This window comes from Brevibacillus porteri, assembly GCF_003013475.1.
Classification (GTDB): Bacteria; Bacillota; Bacilli; order Brevibacillales; family Brevibacillaceae; genus Brevibacillus; species Brevibacillus porteri.
In genome coordinates this window covers 12,286-27,567 of the sequence record NZ_PXZO01000066.1, presented here as the reverse complement: position 1 = coordinate 27,567, position 15,282 = coordinate 12,286, and the positions used below count along the sequence as shown (strand labels likewise).

Genomic DNA, 15,282 nt, shown 5'->3' with positions numbered 1-15,282 from the left:
CTAAACAAGCTGACGCCGGTTGAGTACCGACGCCAGCTCGCTGCCTAGGGCTTTTTTCAATGTCCACTAAACGGGGTCTTGACCAATTTGCAACAGGGCTATTCTTAATCAACTGAACCAAGAAAGACTAATTTACATTCCTTCGTTGGTCAAGAGAACTTCTTCTCCTTCATTCAAGCCGCCTTTGATTTCAATAAAATCAGTTCCTTCGACACCAATTTGTACTTCTTTTGGTGTTGGATCACCTGTGCTCGGGTCCTTTACCATGACGGTGCCTTGACCCGCCTCTAAAACCTCAACAGCATTAATCGGCAAGCGCAAAACATTGTCCACTTGTGCTACATAAATATCGCAATCACCTGTCATTCCATGCTTCATATCAGTCGTATCGCTCAATTCAATTTTCACAGCAAAACGGACATTTTTCTCTTCTTTTTTCCCCTCTTTTGGAAGCTCTATAACTTTTCCGTTAAAGGGTTTATTGCCAAATGCTGATACGTAGACATCGACACTCTGACCGAGCTTCACTGCTGGAATATCCAACTCGTCAACCGCTGCGATAAAGTACACAGACGTAGTGTCCATGATAATAACCGCTGGATCGGAGCCTGGTGTTTCACCTTCTTTAATATTTACTTTTGTGATCACTCCATTTATTGGAGCCGTCACTTGATTTTTCGCAATTTCACGTTTTTTCTGTTCCATGGTCAAAATGGACTCTTTCAAAGAAAGCTCTTTTTCCTGCAGTTCGAGACCTGCCGATGTCATATCCATCTTGAACAATTGCTGCCCTACCTTGATGATGGAGTCTTTTTTTACGTCTACTCTTCCGACTTTGCCATGCGTACCTGCCAAAATTTCCATATCATCTGGCAGTTCAAACGCCGTCGCCTTTTGGCTGGCGTAAAGCACGCCCTTTTCATCTGTGAATTGGACTTCACCCATGTCTCCCACATAAAGCGCGCCTGGTTTTTTTACCAAAACTTCGACGTCGTGAACACCACCGGTACCTTGTTCTTTTTTTCCAACTCGGTCTACATTCGTTACAATCCCATCCACATAGTACATGGAGGCACTAATGAAGACCTTCACTTTTTGTCCTGTTGAGAATCGTTCTGACTCAAATGCTGTGAACTTGCCGGTAATTTTCAAATAGTCGGTGTTAGCCAACTTGACGACAGGTGTTTCAGGCGTAACCGTGTCGCCTTCTTTTGCGAGCACTTCGATTACTTTGCCTTCCTTATCTGCATTGATTTTGTCTCTTTTGTCTTTGATTTCATTCAGTTCTTTTTTTGCACGGATAATCGCAAGCTCTTGCTTCTGCACCTCAAACTGGGCATCTGTACTGTCTATCGTGAACAATACGTCACCCTTTTTTATTGACTGTCCTTCCTTCACTAGCAGACGCTGAATTTTTCCACTGAGTTCCGGCTTCACTTCTTCACGTGCCTTTGCTTCTATCGTACCGGATGAGAAAATCGTTTTCTTTACCTCTCCTTTTTCAACGATCGCTGTCGGGAAGGTCGGCTTCTCTTCAGGTACTTCTTCGGTAACTGCATTCTTGCTCTGGAAGTACGAATAGCCGAAGTAGCCGCCTCCACCGAGAAGAACCACAACTGTGGCTAGAATAATCCACTTTTTCTTGTTCATCTTATGTTCCTCACATTCCATCACTTATTCAGATCGAATCGCTTGCAGTGCGCTTAAACGGGAAGCACGGATGGCTGGGAAAATTCCCGCCAACACCCCGATAACAAAGGAAAAACCGATTGCGAACAGTGCCAGCCAGCCTGGAATAACCGCGAGCTTGGAGGGTTCCCCCTCCGGATTACCACCGCCGTAGCCCATATTCAGGCTATCCAACAGCCCGCCAGACGCTCCGAAGTAGTTGACGAGCTCAACTGCTCCCCACGCCATCCCGAGACCAGCCAATCCTCCAATTAATCCAATAAAGCCTGATTCCATTAAAAACAGCCAACGAATATTCAGCACCGTAGCACCAATTACTTTCATGATCCCAATCTCTTTGGTTCGTTCCAAAATCGACATGATCATCGTATTGACGATTCCAATGGTTGCAACGAGCAAGGAAATGGCAGCAATTCCACCGAGAACCATCTGAATCACAAAGAAAAAGTTATTGATGGTTTCCAACTCACGTGCAGGAGACCACACTTCAAAGCCCTTTTCCTTCAGTGCAGCAACGACGCCCTCGACCTTTTCGCGTGATTCTACCTTCACCGTGATCCGATCAAATTCAAAGGTATCCTTCTTAGCTTGTTCACGGGTGCGCCGTGTCGATCCCTCGTTGTTCTCCTCTTCCCTCCCGCGAGTTACCCAGTCGTTCAACTCTTTCACGACGTTAATGGGCACGTAAACGGCAGAAGAAGATCCGCGCTCTTCAGTCTTTTTCAATTGACCGACAACCCTAACGCGCAGTTCCTTTTTCTCGTATTTCGGTTCATCGTCGATTCTGTATTCCCGTGACAAAATGAGTGTCGCTGCTCTGTCCACGATATTGAACCCGATTGATTCTCCACCGCCCATATCAGGTGGCATAGTGGACTGTCCAGCTTGTCCACCCCCCGTCCTTCTTCGCCGTTCCTCCCGCTTTTCTTTTTCCACGTCCCGCAATTCTCGAGAGACATCGAAAGCGACTACCACTTCTTGCGGTGAGCCTGTCAGATAGTCTCCTTTTTCAATATCGTTTTTTCGATAGGCAGCCGACTCATTCACGTCCACCCCAATAAGCTGTACGTAACCTTCACGTCTACCTACCTTAAGCTTCGCTTGCTCTCGTAATTCTTTTATCGGCATAACTGCCTGAATGCCAGGAATCTTTTTTAATTCCTGCACCGCTTGCATATTGAGCTTCTTGACTTTATCCTCTGGAACATCAATCCATTCGCCCTTTTCCTCGTACCAACGCAATGGCTCGACGTCCATTTCTGTCAAGTTTCCGAAGTTCTCCAAGCTTTTTACCGCACTTTCCTTAAGCCCTAAACTAAGTGCCATCATCGCGACGATTGCAGCCGTTCCGATCATAACACCAACCGATGTGAGGGCTGTCCGCAGCTTCATTCGCCACAGATTCCTCCAGACGATGCGAAAAGAATCTATTACCTTCACTGTTTGTTCACCTCATACCCTCGCCTACGCTGGTCTTGTCCTTTTTTGTACAACCCGTCCGTCCTGGAGATAAATGACGCGGTCGGACTGTTCCGCTACTTCCTGCTCATGGGTAACGATGATGAACGTAGTCCCATTTTCCTTGTTCATTTCTCTCATTAATAGGAGAATCTCTTGTTCCGTCTTCGAGTCCAGGTTCCCCGTCGGCTCATCCGCCAAGATGATGCCAGGCTGATTGACGAGCGCTCTCGCAATACTCACACGCTGCTGCTGTCCACCACTAAGCTCATTGGGTCTGTGGTCGATACGACCTTCCAGCCCTACGCGGTGTAGGATTTCCGTTGCTTTAGCCCGACGTTTTTTCTTGCTTTCGCCTGCAAAAATCAAGGGAAGCTCTACGTTTTCCAGCGCTGTCAGATTGGGGAGCAGATTGTATGACTGGAAGATAAATCCCATATTTTTACGGCGAAACATGCATAGTTCGTTTTCGCTGTAGCTGGAAATCTGTGCTCCGCTAACCGTGACACTCCCTTCCTCCGGCTTGGTCAAACCTGCAAGCAAATTCAAGAGCGTAGACTTACCGGAACCCGACGAGCCGCACAGAGCCACGAATTCACCCTTGTTGATATGAAGGTTGATATCATACAGCACGGGAACTTTGATTTTCCCTGTTCCGTAGCTGTGATTGACCCCTGTCACCGTCAGCTCTCCTGTTGAATTGACCATCGTTTGTCGCACCTCATTCGTTCTTTCAAAATGGAAGCTTTCGTAAACATCACATACTAAAGACGTAACATTTCGCAAAACGTAACGCTACTTTCGGAAACAATTTACGATTTACAGAATAACCATATTTTCTTCAAAAATATGTAACAGCTACGTAACCTTTTTCAGGCTGTTACGTAATACAATGTAGATGTCAACAAACCATGGAGGGTCGAAGAAGATGACTATCTATCGCTTTTTATTTGAAACAGCAACACGCAGATGGGTTGAAATCATCAAGGCACCTAGTATGTTTGAGGCAGCAAAGCAAGCCAAACAGCTTGCAACCAAGCGTTCCAAGTCCATGTCCACTACCATCAGCTTCTCTTTTCACCACGCTGCTTCTCAAGCATAAATACACACATACATAAACCGCTTGCCCGCTAAGGGAGGCGGTTTTTATATTTTGGGGATATTATTGACAGCACCGTTTTCTTCCTCTTTAATATAGAGAGAGGCATTACAGTGCATGACAGTATAGATCCGCTTCGATTGTGCAGCGGTATACAAAGGGAGATAATCACAATGACCATGAAGAAAGCACTCACCATTGCAGGTTCCGACACCAGCGGCGGAGCTGGTCAGCAAGCAGACCTCAAAACGTTTCAGGAGCTTGGTGTTTTCGGGATGACCGCCCTCACCGTTATCGTAGCCCAAGATCCACATAACGAATGGTTTCACGAAGTGTTTCCGATCGATGTCGCGATCCTGGAAAAACAAATCGAAACTGTACTCGCTGGAATTGGCGTAGATGCTGTAAAAACAGGGATGCTCGGAACCACTGAATTGGTTGACCTCGCTACCCATAAAATAAAACAATACGATTTGAAAAATGTTGTTGTTGACCCTGTGATGATCTGTAAAGGTGCAGATGAAGCACTTCATCCAGAAATTGCCGTTAGCCTGCGTGAAGTCTTGCTCCCGCACGCAACAGTTGCGACTCCTAACCTGTTCGAAGCTGGTATTCTCAGCCAAATGGGCGCGCTGAAAAGTGTCGATGACATGAAGGAAGCGGCAAAACGTATCCACGACTTCGGCACCTCTTATGTCGTTGTTAAAGGCGGCAGCAAGCTTCAAAGCGGCAATGCCGTAGATGTTTTCTATGACGGGAAAACACTCGAGGTATTGGAATCAGAGCGCTTTGAAACGAGCTTTACTCATGGTGCCGGCTGCACGTTCTCAGCTGCAATCTGTGCTGAATTGGCAAAAGGAAGCTCTGTACACAAAGCAGTAGCTGTTGCCAAAGAATTTATTACCGAAGCGATTCGCCACTCGTTTGCACTCAATAAATATGTGGGACCTACTAATCACGGTGCGTACCGCATGAAAAAGCACGGCGAAGCGATTTGCTAATTACGTCCTTGTAAATAAAAACTCCTGACCATATCCGAGTCTTTCTCGGTGGGGCAGGAGTTTTCTTATGTTTACGCTTGTTTTTTGATAGCGACCTCGGGATTGATTCGGGTAGCTTTTCGTTTCATGTGTACGGAGGACACCGTAAATACGATGAGCGCAGACCAGATGAATCCAAAGCTGATGAGATGTGTTTGGGTGAAAGGCTCTCCAAACAAGAAAACAGCTGATAGGAGCGATATCGTAGGCGCCACGTATTGAATGAAGCCCACAACGGAAAGTGGGAGTCTAGTCGTTGCTTGGGCGAACCAGTAGAGCGGCATGGCAGTAGCTACCCCCGCCAGCGTCAGCAATAAAAGTTGCCACCACGCTAAGGATGTCATCGTCGCCGTCCCATTGACCTGTAGCATCAACAGATAACCGAAAGCAATAGGGGCCACAAACAACGTCTCCCACGCCAGTCCGATCATCGCCTCCATTCGGACGAGCTTTTTCGCCAAGCTGTAAAAAGCAAAGGTCAGGGCAAGTGATAGAGAGACCCAAGGAATCTCACCGTACTGGAAGGTGATGAACATGACTCCGAAAGCCGCGAGTATAAGCGCGAGCCATTGCCCAGTATGCATTTTTTCTTTTAAGAAAATGACTCCCAGCAGTACGGTGATGAGAGGATTCATGTAATAGCCAAGACTCGTCTGCATGACTTGATCGTTATTCACTGCCCAGATAAAAATGAGCCAGTTTGCGCTGATTAGCAGTGAACATATCGCTAATGCTCCGAACATTTTAAAACCAGTAACCGCTCCCCACATACTGCGCCAGCGTTTCGTTACCTGAATAATGATTGCGACAAAAATAACCGACCAGACGATTCGATGAGCGAGTATCTCCCATGCCCCCATTGCCTGAAACAACTTCCAATAGAGCGGGAGTAACCCCCACGCCAAATACGCCATAATTGCGTAAATAATCCCCTGTCTCATCCTTGCTCCTCCATGTTGTTTCGCCTTCTCTTTGTCTATAGACGACTTTTTGAACTTCTTCTCTATGGAGTAGTGTAACGGAAATATGAAAAAACAGCTATGTTTTCTCACGCAGAATAAGGAGTCCCCTACACTTTCATTCGTTACCATATTACCAATGCATGCAGCTAGCTAATTACCTTAGTAGCACAGTAAAGGGTTTACAAAAATTTTATTGTACCACTTTTAGACCTGTAGTACAATAGTCATTATTCTTCCGAGTTTAGTCATACGAAAGGAACTTTTACTTATGACATACTGGCGATCTATCTTTTTAGTTTTACTCGGCGCGTGCAGCTACGGTGTCCTCTCGATCTTCATGAAGCATGCTTTTCAACTGGGCTTTACGCCATTTGAAATGAGCGGAAGCCAATTGATTTTTGGCGGCCTGATTATGACGCTCATGGCCCTCTTTTTCTCCAAGCAACGGTTTTCGTTCAAGTATATGTTGCTTTTGGCACCAGCCAGTCTCATGATGGCCTCAACCAGTCTTTTTTACCATCAGGCTGTTAGCCGGGTCTCTGCTTCGCTCGCAATCGTTCTTCTCTTTCAGTTTACCTGGATCGGTGTCTTGCTGGAGGCGGTTGTGGATCGCAAATGGCCGACGGCTGAAAAATGGGTGTCTCTGGTTATGCTTGGAGCAGGGACGGTTCTTGCAAGCGGACTTGGCGAAAGCGGCATTCAGAGTGTAGACATGGTCGGACTGATCTTCGGTCTGATGTCTGGCGCGACCTTTGCCCTGGTTATTTTCTTCAGCGGGCGCATTCTCCCTGGAATGGATCCATACTTGCGAAGCGCGATTTCGATTGGTATGGCTGCCCTGATGCTCTCGATCATTTATCCACCGACTTTCCTGATAAATGGTCAGCTTCTGCAAGGTTTGCTGCCGCTCGGTCTTTTGGTTGCGATCTTCGGTTCGGTCATCCCGATCTTCTGTTTGGCTGTTGGTGTGCCACGGATCGGTAATGGACTGGCTACCATTTTAAGTGCAGTGGAGCTGCCCACAGTCGTACTCTTGTCGAGTTTCGTGCTTCAAGAGACTGTCTCTCTCCCTCAATGGGGTGGCGTATTTATGATCCTCGCTGCCATTTGCGTACCGCAAGTAAAATGGCGGAAACTATTCTCCCCTTCTCATGCCCTCGAGCAGGAAAGATTGTAGCGCCGTTTCCTATACACAACATACAAAAAAGCGTGCAGACGAGTTGTTCTGCACGCTTTTTTGTTAGTCCTTCCCCTTCTTATAGAAGGAAGTAGATTCTCTGACTCGAATTTATTTGCGAAGACTGCGACTCAATCAAGGGGGAAAAGTATGGAAAAGCGGCACAGGGTGCTATTCCAGCAGCTAGAGGATTATCGACAGGAGACGTTAAAAGCTATCGATAGTTTGACGGATGAAGATGTGAACATCATTCCCGATGGTTTCTCCATCAATATCTTGTGGAATCTGGGGCACATCTATCTCGATCAGTATTTATGGATCGCTCACCTTACAAAAGAAACGATCCCAATCCCCCCTGGCTTCAACGAATGGTTTAACTTCGGTACAAAACCTGCTGACTGGGATACACCACCACCGAAACTCGAAGTACTCGTCTCCTTATTACAAGAACAACCTCAGACGATACAAGCTACTTACAAGGATCGATTAGAAGAAGAGTTTCCCGCAACTGAATCCGGCATGCATACGATTGCACAAGTGCTAGTCCGAACGATTTTTCACGAAGGGGTGCACCTCGCCTCTCTCAATACAATCCGGAGGTTTCTGGGCAAATGAATCCGATCATAACGCCTATTTTTCGCATGTTTGACGTTGAGAAGGCAAGAGAATTTTATGTAGAGTTTCTAGGGTTTCAGATTGATTGGGAGCATCGTTACGAGGAGCATTTTCCTTTGTACATGCAAATTTCCTCTCCATCGTGCACGATTCATCTATCTGAGCATCACGGGGATGCTTGTCCTGGCTCAGCGATTCGCGTACAGGTAGAGGACATTGAGCTTTTTCATCAGTCACTGTTGCGTCAAGGATACAAGTACGCTTGTCCCGGTTTAGAGGAGACGCCGTGGGGAACACGCGAAGTGAGCGTGACCGATCCTTTTGGCAATCGCCTTCACTTTTATCAGCCTGTTGCTCATTCGTAGACAGATACAAAGAAAGCCCAGCCGGAGTTCCTCTACAGGAGCCACCGCTGGGCTGTTTCATTTTACATTTTGAACATATATGGGGCGATCGATGGGACTTGAACCCACGAGTGCCGGAGCCACAATCCGGTGCGTTAACCCCTTCGCCACGACCGCCATGTATAGGGTTTGCTTGGTGCGGTCGAGAGGACTTGAACCTCCACGGTGTTGCCACCACTAGAACCTGAATCTAGCGCGTCTGCCAATTCCGCCACGACCGCATATAAAAATGGTGGAGGCTGACGGGATCGAACCGCCGACCCTCTGCTTGTAAGGCAGATGCTCTCCCAGCTGAGCTAAGCCTCCAGATAACCCCACAAAGTGACGCCAATACAATGAAGCATATTCCGAGTACTTTGCGGGGGCCCCGGATTACTATGCGGGATGTTTAAGTGACCCGTAGGGGATTCGAACCCCTGTATGACAGCGTGAAAGGCTGCTGTGTTAAACCGCTTCACCAACGGGCCATGTATGATGGCGGATGGAGTGGGATTTGAACCCACGAGACGGTTCGACACCGCCTACACGATTTCCAATCGTGCTCCTTCGGCCGCTCGGACATCCATCCATCGAGCCTGCAAGCGTTCGCTTCGGCAAGAATTAATCTATCATATTCCCAATATGATTTCAAGTGATATTTTGAAAGTTTATCCCTTGGTAGACCTCCGTGTAATTCATATCAGGCGAATATCTATCGAAACGAAAAAAGGGAGATTGCCTAAAGCAAGTTCACTTTCTGTTCAATATGATACAAGTAGTATCCCTTTACAAGACGGAGTGATGCCAGTTGTCAAAAAGAAAACGCCGATCAGTAGGCTTGCCCTGTTTGTACGGAAACTGGTGTGGGCCTGGATGCTCCGGGCCGGATGCGCCGATTGATGACGTCGACAGATGCTGCAAGAGGCATGATGATTGCTATCGAAAGCACGGCTATTTTTCTTGTCATTGCGATCAGGAGCTCGTACGCTGCCTTCGAAATAAAGTAAATAACTCAACGGAAAAAGGGAGAATGGCCGGTCTCATCTCGAATTTTTTCTCTCGAACAGGGTGCTTTCCCAGCAACCCCCGCTAGTCTTTTCTGAATCGTTCTCCTTGTCAGTTTTCATACGAAAATTGGTAACAACTTGGACATGAATCAGACATAATTCCCTTGTTTTTCCTTGTATTTTTTTGGTACTCTATTGAATGTCCAAGGAGGGTACGCAGCGTGGAATTGCACATACGAACAGACGCCAGTGTGGCGCTGACGTTAAAGAGAGAAATTATTTGTCATGGTATTTCCCGTTTTTATGTCCGTCCATACGATGATGATCAAGTAGAATTTATATTCCTAGCACTATCCGAGCACCAGAAGAAGCTGCTGTCTTATTCACTACGAAATTACAGCTACTGTCTAACATATCTAGCTTAATCGTTCTACGGCCATTTTTCTCCCCTTTTTTAAAGGGGAATTTTTATTCTCTTTTTTCGATATACCCAAAACGGCGAACATCGTCTGCGGTCACGTTATGCAAGGCATTCAAAAATTCGACTTGGAAACTGCCTGGACCTACTCCTGCTGCTTTCTCTGCTGCCAGCTGCGCAGCAACACCATAGCATACCAATGCGGCAGCTCCTGCGATCAGCTTGTCATTTGCAATGGCTGCAAACGCTCCCATAACAGACGTTAACAAACAGCCAGTTCCAGTCACCTTCGTTAAGATGGGATGACCATTCCGGATCGAGTAAGTCGTTTCTGCATCCGAAATCACATCGACCTTGCCTGTAATCGCAACGATTGTCTTGAGCTTTTTCGCTGCTGCTCTCGCTAGGTCCTCGACATCTCCGCCCGCTTCCTTCGCATCTACACCTTTAATCTCCCAGCGCTCCCCGATGACATTGGCAATCTCGGCAGCATTTCCTCTTATGAGGGTAAGGTCCAGTTCCTGCGCAAGATGTTGACTTGTCTCGGTTCGGTACGATGTTGCTCCCGCTCCCACTGGATCAAACAAAACAGGCACGCCATGCTGATTCGCCGATTTTCCTGCGATCAGCATCGCTTCGATCTCATGCTCATTCAATGTCCCTACATTTAATACAAGGGCTCCTGCGATTTTTGCCATGTCTGCCACCTCTTGCTTGGCGTACGCCATGACAGGTGATGCACCAAGGGCTAACAAGCCGTTCGCTGTAAAGTTCGTGACAACTACGTTCGTCATGTTATGTACAAGTGGATTTTCCTCGCGCACTTTAATTAGTAATTGCCCGATTGTCTCCAGAATCATGATCGTTACCCCTTTCGTCTTGAACAGCGACTCGTGGAATCATCTTGTACACCTCAATGACTTCCCCTAATATAGAATGCTCTTGCATGACGCCAATGATGATATACGAATGTTTTAAAATGGGTAATTCGTGCATATCAGCAACGATTTTCCACACCTTCCCATCATCATCCGTCACGCTAGCACTGAAGGAGACTCTACCCGCCCCTTCTTTCAAGATGTCCACTGCATCAAGAACTCCGCATATTTTCATCCGATCATCTGGATGCATAATCCGGTTTTCCTCGACCCATTTTAGCTTCATTTCTTCTACTTTTAATGTTTTCCATCGATCAAGGAACTCCCAATCTTTGGAATGCGGAAATATATGCTTCGTTTGCTCAAGGAAGGTGTTGTACTCTCCGTGCAGCTGATCTACATAATCATCTACATCCTCAGAAATCACGCGAATCGAATCTTCTCCGCATGTACGGATGTGGTGAGCCAGGTATTTGAAGGACTCGATCATGTCAAAGTTCCCCCAGCCCCAGGCCTGTTCGCCGAAAACTCCCCCCCGGGTTCGGCATTTTAGGCAGGTGAAGTAATAGTATGTAGGCATATCTGTTCCCCTATCTCCCCTATTTTGTCTCTCTTTTGGTATCGGTTGAGGAAGCGAAGCAATTTATGTTACATTCGAACCTATTTTTTGAAACTTCTCACGCAATTTGTTCACAATTTAATTTCTATTATTTAGTGTAAGTTAAATCACAAAAGGTGGCTCCCCCTAAAACTTTTCAGGAAGCCACTCTTCATTATACTCCTTTTATGGCAATAAGAGGGTTACATTTTGCGACGACAGATGCAAGATTTGCTCCCACAACCGAATCGATGATTTGATCTACATCTTTATAGGCTTGCGGGCATTCATCAAGGATGGAAGCGAGCGAACGGTGATTCACCATGATCTCGTCTTCCTGTCCTACGCGCATTGCCTGCTCGAATTGATCGATGGTCACAAGCTCCTTCGTTGCTTTGCGGGAACGAACACGCCCTGCGCCATGGCAGATCGAATAAAAGTTTTTGGCTCCGGCGTCCGATCCGACCATGATATAGGACGATGTTCCCATAGAACCTGGGATCAAAGCTGGATGTCCTGTCTCACGGTAAGCCTTCGGATTTTGGAAATGGCCTGCTGGCAACGCCTTCGTCGCTCCTTTGCGGTGGACGAGCATCGGTGTGTTGCGATGGAATTCTTTCAAGGCGTAATTATGCATCAAATCATACAGGACTGGTGTACGCATCTCGTTACCGAAAACATCGCGAAACGCCTGCTCAACAGAAAATCCGATCATATGCCGATTCGTTACCGCAAAGTTCAGCGCGGAGTACATCAAATTCAAATACTGTTGCCCTTCCTCGCTTTGAATCGGAGCATATACCAGGCTCGGCTCGGGATTATGAATCCCCCATTTGTACATGGCTTCCTTGAAGCTTTTGGTGTAATCACGCCCTAGCATTGCCCCCCACGCCCGCGAACCGGAATGAATCATGATGACGACCTGACCATCGAACAGTCCCCACGCTTTCGCAATCTCCCTGTTCTCCTCCGCGATCTCGATATGCTGGATTTCAATAAAGTGGTTACCGCCCCCCAATGTTCCCAACTGGCCCCACCCGCGACTCCAAGATTTTTGCGGTATTTGCTCCAGGAAGGAATGGTCGAATTCAAATGTGTACTTTTCCACATGCGAGAAAGAACGGCTTAGCATATCAGGCGCTTCTTCTGTATCCGGAATGTAGTTGCTAGGGAGTCCTTTTAAGCCATGCTTCACTACTTCCTCCAAGCGAATATCTGTAAAATGCGTATTTCCCCGTTCGTTTGTCGGGACGTACGCTTCGATCGCTTCAATCAATGCACGTTTTAGGCTCTTGTCTTTGAGGTCGTCTCGATGCAACGGAGTCAGATGCACACGCATTCCGCATCCAATGTCTGATCCGACGATGGAAGGCGAGACAAATCCATCGGCAAGATTCCAAACCGCTGTCGTCCCAATGCAGGTCCCAACGCCCACATGCGCATCGGGTGTATACGAAAAATAAACATTTCGCGGAATACGCAAATTATTGTCTGCCATTTGATATACGCGTTCACCGAAGCTCGCAAAGACTTCGTCATTCGCAAAAACGTGCACATCTCCATTCTCCAGTTTTACTTCACGATGGTTGTTTCCATGCAAGATTGTTTTCATCATCCATTTCTCCTGTCTCTCACAGCCTGCGCTGTTTTTCATACCCTTATTTTCCATCCGTGCATGTGGTTTGAACATGGTAAAAGTATTACGAACCTCTTTTTATCATTGACTTCTCTTCAGCCTCTTCGTAATATGAGGACTAATTTGGAAATAAATGACGAATGAATAAGGATGAATGTAATGGCACGCGAAAGCTTTGACAAAGAGCTGCAATTGCTCCGTCTCCTGTTTTTGACCGCTGGTGCCTACAATCGGCAGCAGTTAGCCGAGCGGCTCGGGATCTCCGTTCATACGCTTGATAAAACGATAAAAAAGCTGAAGGACATCCAATCGACCTTTTATCAGCATGTCGGCGATGAGGAGAAAAAAGAGTATTACGCGCAGCTTCGTTACAACTATTTTGAGGTGACGGACAATTTCTTGATGTTTTTGTATCATGCAAAATCATTGAAGGATTCCGAAGTAGAGCGACTGTCGCACATCTTGGAAAAGCTCAGACAACAGCCTCTCTCCATTAAAGACTTGCTGGATACGTTTGTGGATACAGAGCCCGATGAAAAAACGATTCGCCAAGACATGAAATACCTCGAAGAAATTGGCGTGATAAAAAATAGTAGTGAAGTCAGACCGTACGTTTATCAATTCGATGGTGAGCTACTAGACTCGCTGACGGACGACGAGCTATTAGATCTGTATGATTTCATCGACTTCATGGCCAATACACAGCTGCCGGCCGTCCCTGGTTATCTCCTGCAAGAAAAAGTGAAACGTTATCTCAAATATCGCTTGAAGATAACCGATGCATCTGCGTTTTTATACAAATATCATTTTGTCTCACGTATTCTCGATGAATATCAAGCTTTGCTACTCACGGAAGCTATTCGTCAGCGAAAAATCGTTGAATTTCACTACTACACACCCAAACGTCGAAAGTTTTACGATTCCCAAAATACAAATCCGGCCTTCCAACGGGATTCATCCGGGCGACATCAAAAGGTGATTCCACTCCGGGTTATTTTTGATCATCAATACGGCAGATGGTACTTGCTGGCACAAGGGTGCGGCAATGGTCCGCTGCGCAAATACCGTGTGGAAGGTATGACTAAGCTCGTAACAGGCAATTCCGTTACGCCGGAAATCTTCTCTTCCTTACAAGCAAGTGCAGATGAGCGCATTGCCCATAGTTGGCTGATTGATACCGGAAAACTCGTAACCGTACGCCTTCGCTTTTTTCAGCCTCGCAACACGCCTCATTCCTTTATCCAAGAGCGAGTGGAGGCACAAGGACAATGGGGGATTGTGACAGAAGAATCACGGGAGAGCTTTGTGTACGAGATAAACGTGAACAGCACGATGGAAATTACCCCGTGGATTCGCAGCTTCGGTTCAAGCGTCGAAGTACTTGAACCGCTGTTTCTTCGCAAGCAATTCCAAAAAGAATGGGAGGAGCTGCTCGCCTACTATGAATCTGTTTGATAAGATACATAATTACCAGCTAGTGACGCGGCTGGATGAAGCAGGTGTTTATCCGGTAACTTCACACGAAAAAGCGTGGCTCGCCCTGATGTTGGCGAATCCGTCTGCGGCAGAAATTTTCGAGCCCGCTACACTCGATAAGCTTCGCCGTTTGACACACATACCAGAAAGTGAATCGACCGAACAAGAACGAGTCGTGGAAAAAGCGCAAACACAGGCCAAACAACTGTGGAGTCCATTCGTGCGCACCCTGCGACGAATCATACTTGGCAAGAATCACATAAAAATAACCGCAGCCACGAACAAAGGCCCGGTTTTTCGCAATCAACGAGGGGTTCCCTACAAGCTGGAATATTCACTTGCCAAGAAGGCCTGGTACCTGATCTGGCTGAACATGTCTTCCAATCGCTTGATCACGACTCCGCTGCATCTCATTCGCTCCGTCGATGAGCTTCACATAGAAGATGTATGGTATGACAGTTTTTTACCGACCATTTCGGAACAGATCCAACAGCGCAAGCAGATGGCAAAAATTGTGATCATCCGTCGTTACAACGCTGAGCTCCAACGCATCTTGTACGCCTTCTCCTGCTTTGACAAAGAGGTCGCTTTTGATCCAGAATCGCAGGTGTATACGATCACCCTGCACTTTCTATCTGACGAACAGGAGTTTATTTTATCGCGCATTCGTTTTCTCGGCCTGCGGGTAAAAGTAGTAGAAAACGATCAACTCAAACAGCGAATGGCAGAGTCGGCAATGAACGCCTTGGCAAGATATACTGAATCTCCACTTTGATTGTCCCAAAAAATCAGGAAATCATACCCTATTCGATTTCCTGCATTTCCCTTATTATAGTTCAGGTGAGA

14 protein-coding genes and 5 tRNA genes are annotated in these 15,282 nt (G+C 46.8%); 7 read left to right on the top strand and 12 right to left on the bottom strand.

Going from position 1 to position 15,282, the window contains the following annotated elements; genetic code table 11:
* Window positions 1-132: 132 nt before the first annotated feature.
* Genes C7R92_RS29115 through C7R92_RS29105 form a run of 3 tightly spaced genes read right to left on the bottom strand, consistent with a single transcriptional unit; the run spans window position 133 to window position 3,855 of the window.
* The gene (locus C7R92_RS29115) at window positions 133-1,650 is read right to left on the bottom strand and encodes an efflux RND transporter periplasmic adaptor subunit (RefSeq protein WP_017249627.1); all 1,518 of its coding nucleotides are present in this window, start codon (window positions 1,648-1,650) and stop codon (window positions 133-135) included.
* A gap of 24 nt (window positions 1,651-1,674) precedes the next feature.
* A complete protein-coding gene (locus tag C7R92_RS29110; RefSeq protein ID WP_017249628.1) occupies window positions 1,675-3,129 on the bottom strand; it encodes an ABC transporter permease in 1,455 nt (484 codons plus the stop codon).
* A gap of 24 nt (window positions 3,130-3,153) precedes the next feature.
* Window positions 3,154-3,855, bottom strand: a complete 702-nt coding sequence (locus C7R92_RS29105) for an ABC transporter ATP-binding protein (protein ID WP_017249629.1) — start codon at window positions 3,853-3,855, stop codon at window positions 3,154-3,156.
* A gap of 220 nt (window positions 3,856-4,075) precedes the next feature.
* On the opposite strand from C7R92_RS29105, the gene C7R92_RS32495 reads away from it, so the two are divergent.
* Both C7R92_RS32495 and pdxK read left to right on the top strand, forming a co-directional pair.
* The gene (locus C7R92_RS32495; protein ID WP_007723176.1) at window positions 4,076-4,249 is read left to right on the top strand and encodes a hypothetical protein; all 174 of its coding nucleotides are present in this window, start codon (window positions 4,076-4,078) and stop codon (window positions 4,247-4,249) included.
* Window positions 4,250-4,419: 170 nt separating this feature from the next.
* On the top strand, window positions 4,420-5,247 hold the full coding sequence (pdxK, locus tag C7R92_RS29100; RefSeq protein ID WP_106836570.1) for a pyridoxine/pyridoxal/pyridoxamine kinase: 828 nt from the start codon (window positions 4,420-4,422) through the stop codon (window positions 5,245-5,247).
* Between the two features lie 71 nt (window positions 5,248-5,318).
* Here pdxK and rarD read toward each other — a convergent pair whose 3' ends face one another.
* The gene (gene rarD, locus C7R92_RS29095; RefSeq protein ID WP_106836569.1) at window positions 5,319-6,227 is read right to left on the bottom strand and encodes an EamA family transporter RarD; all 909 of its coding nucleotides are present in this window, start codon (window positions 6,225-6,227) and stop codon (window positions 5,319-5,321) included.
* A 289-nt stretch (window positions 6,228-6,516) separates the two neighbouring features.
* On the opposite strand from rarD, the gene C7R92_RS29090 reads away from it, so the two are divergent.
* From C7R92_RS29090 to C7R92_RS29080, 3 genes are all read left to right on the top strand, one after another.
* Window positions 6,517-7,425, top strand: coding sequence for an EamA family transporter (locus tag C7R92_RS29090; RefSeq protein WP_106836568.1), 909 nt, complete (start codon window positions 6,517-6,519; stop codon window positions 7,423-7,425).
* A 150-nt stretch (window positions 7,426-7,575) separates the two neighbouring features.
* Window positions 7,576-8,040: a DinB family protein gene (locus C7R92_RS29085; RefSeq protein WP_106836567.1), complete on the top strand. Its 465-nt coding sequence runs from the start codon at window positions 7,576-7,578 to the stop codon at window positions 8,038-8,040.
* Window positions 8,037-8,405, top strand: coding sequence for a glyoxalase superfamily protein (locus C7R92_RS29080; protein ID WP_106836566.1), 369 nt, complete (start codon window positions 8,037-8,039; stop codon window positions 8,403-8,405). The genes C7R92_RS29085 and C7R92_RS29080 overlap by 4 nt, the downstream gene beginning before the upstream one ends.
* 80 nt (window positions 8,406-8,485) lie before the next feature.
* On the opposite strand, the gene C7R92_RS29075 is transcribed toward C7R92_RS29080, so the two are convergent.
* The 8 genes from C7R92_RS29075 to C7R92_RS29030 form a co-directional block, all read right to left on the bottom strand.
* Window positions 8,486-8,561, bottom strand: a tRNA-His gene (locus C7R92_RS29075).
* 17 nt (window positions 8,562-8,578) lie between these two features.
* Window positions 8,579-8,665, bottom strand: a tRNA-Leu gene (locus C7R92_RS29070).
* A 9-nt stretch (window positions 8,666-8,674) separates the two neighbouring features.
* A tRNA-Val gene (locus C7R92_RS29065) sits at window positions 8,675-8,750 on the bottom strand.
* An 87-nt stretch (window positions 8,751-8,837) separates the two neighbouring features.
* Window positions 8,838-8,911 (bottom strand) — tRNA-Glu (locus tag C7R92_RS29060).
* Window positions 8,912-8,919: 8 nt separating this feature from the next.
* Window positions 8,920-9,012 (bottom strand) — tRNA-Ser (locus tag C7R92_RS29055).
* Between the two features lie 886 nt (window positions 9,013-9,898).
* Window positions 9,899-10,708 (bottom strand): hydroxyethylthiazole kinase, encoded by an 810-nt coding sequence (thiM, locus tag C7R92_RS29040; protein ID WP_106836565.1) that lies wholly within the window; start codon window positions 10,706-10,708, stop codon window positions 9,899-9,901.
* Complete coding sequence (locus C7R92_RS29035) at window positions 10,674-11,216, bottom strand: hypothetical protein (RefSeq protein ID WP_244195863.1); 543 nt, start codon at window positions 11,214-11,216, stop codon at window positions 10,674-10,676. Before C7R92_RS29035 ends, thiM begins: the two co-directional genes overlap by 35 nt.
* Before the next feature lie 283 nt (window positions 11,217-11,499).
* A complete protein-coding gene (locus C7R92_RS29030; protein ID WP_069851496.1) occupies window positions 11,500-12,936 on the bottom strand; it encodes an RtcB family protein in 1,437 nt (478 codons plus the stop codon).
* 183 nt (window positions 12,937-13,119) lie between these two features.
* Between C7R92_RS29030 and C7R92_RS29025 the strand changes: the two genes are divergently transcribed.
* Window positions 13,120-14,415: a helix-turn-helix transcriptional regulator gene (locus C7R92_RS29025; RefSeq protein ID WP_167403241.1), complete on the top strand. Its 1,296-nt coding sequence runs from the start codon at window positions 13,120-13,122 to the stop codon at window positions 14,413-14,415.
* Window positions 14,402-15,211, top strand: coding sequence for a WYL domain-containing protein (locus tag C7R92_RS29020; protein WP_069851251.1), 810 nt, complete (start codon window positions 14,402-14,404; stop codon window positions 15,209-15,211). The genes C7R92_RS29025 and C7R92_RS29020 overlap by 14 nt, the downstream gene beginning before the upstream one ends.
* The last annotated feature ends 71 nt before the right edge of the window (window positions 15,212-15,282 follow it).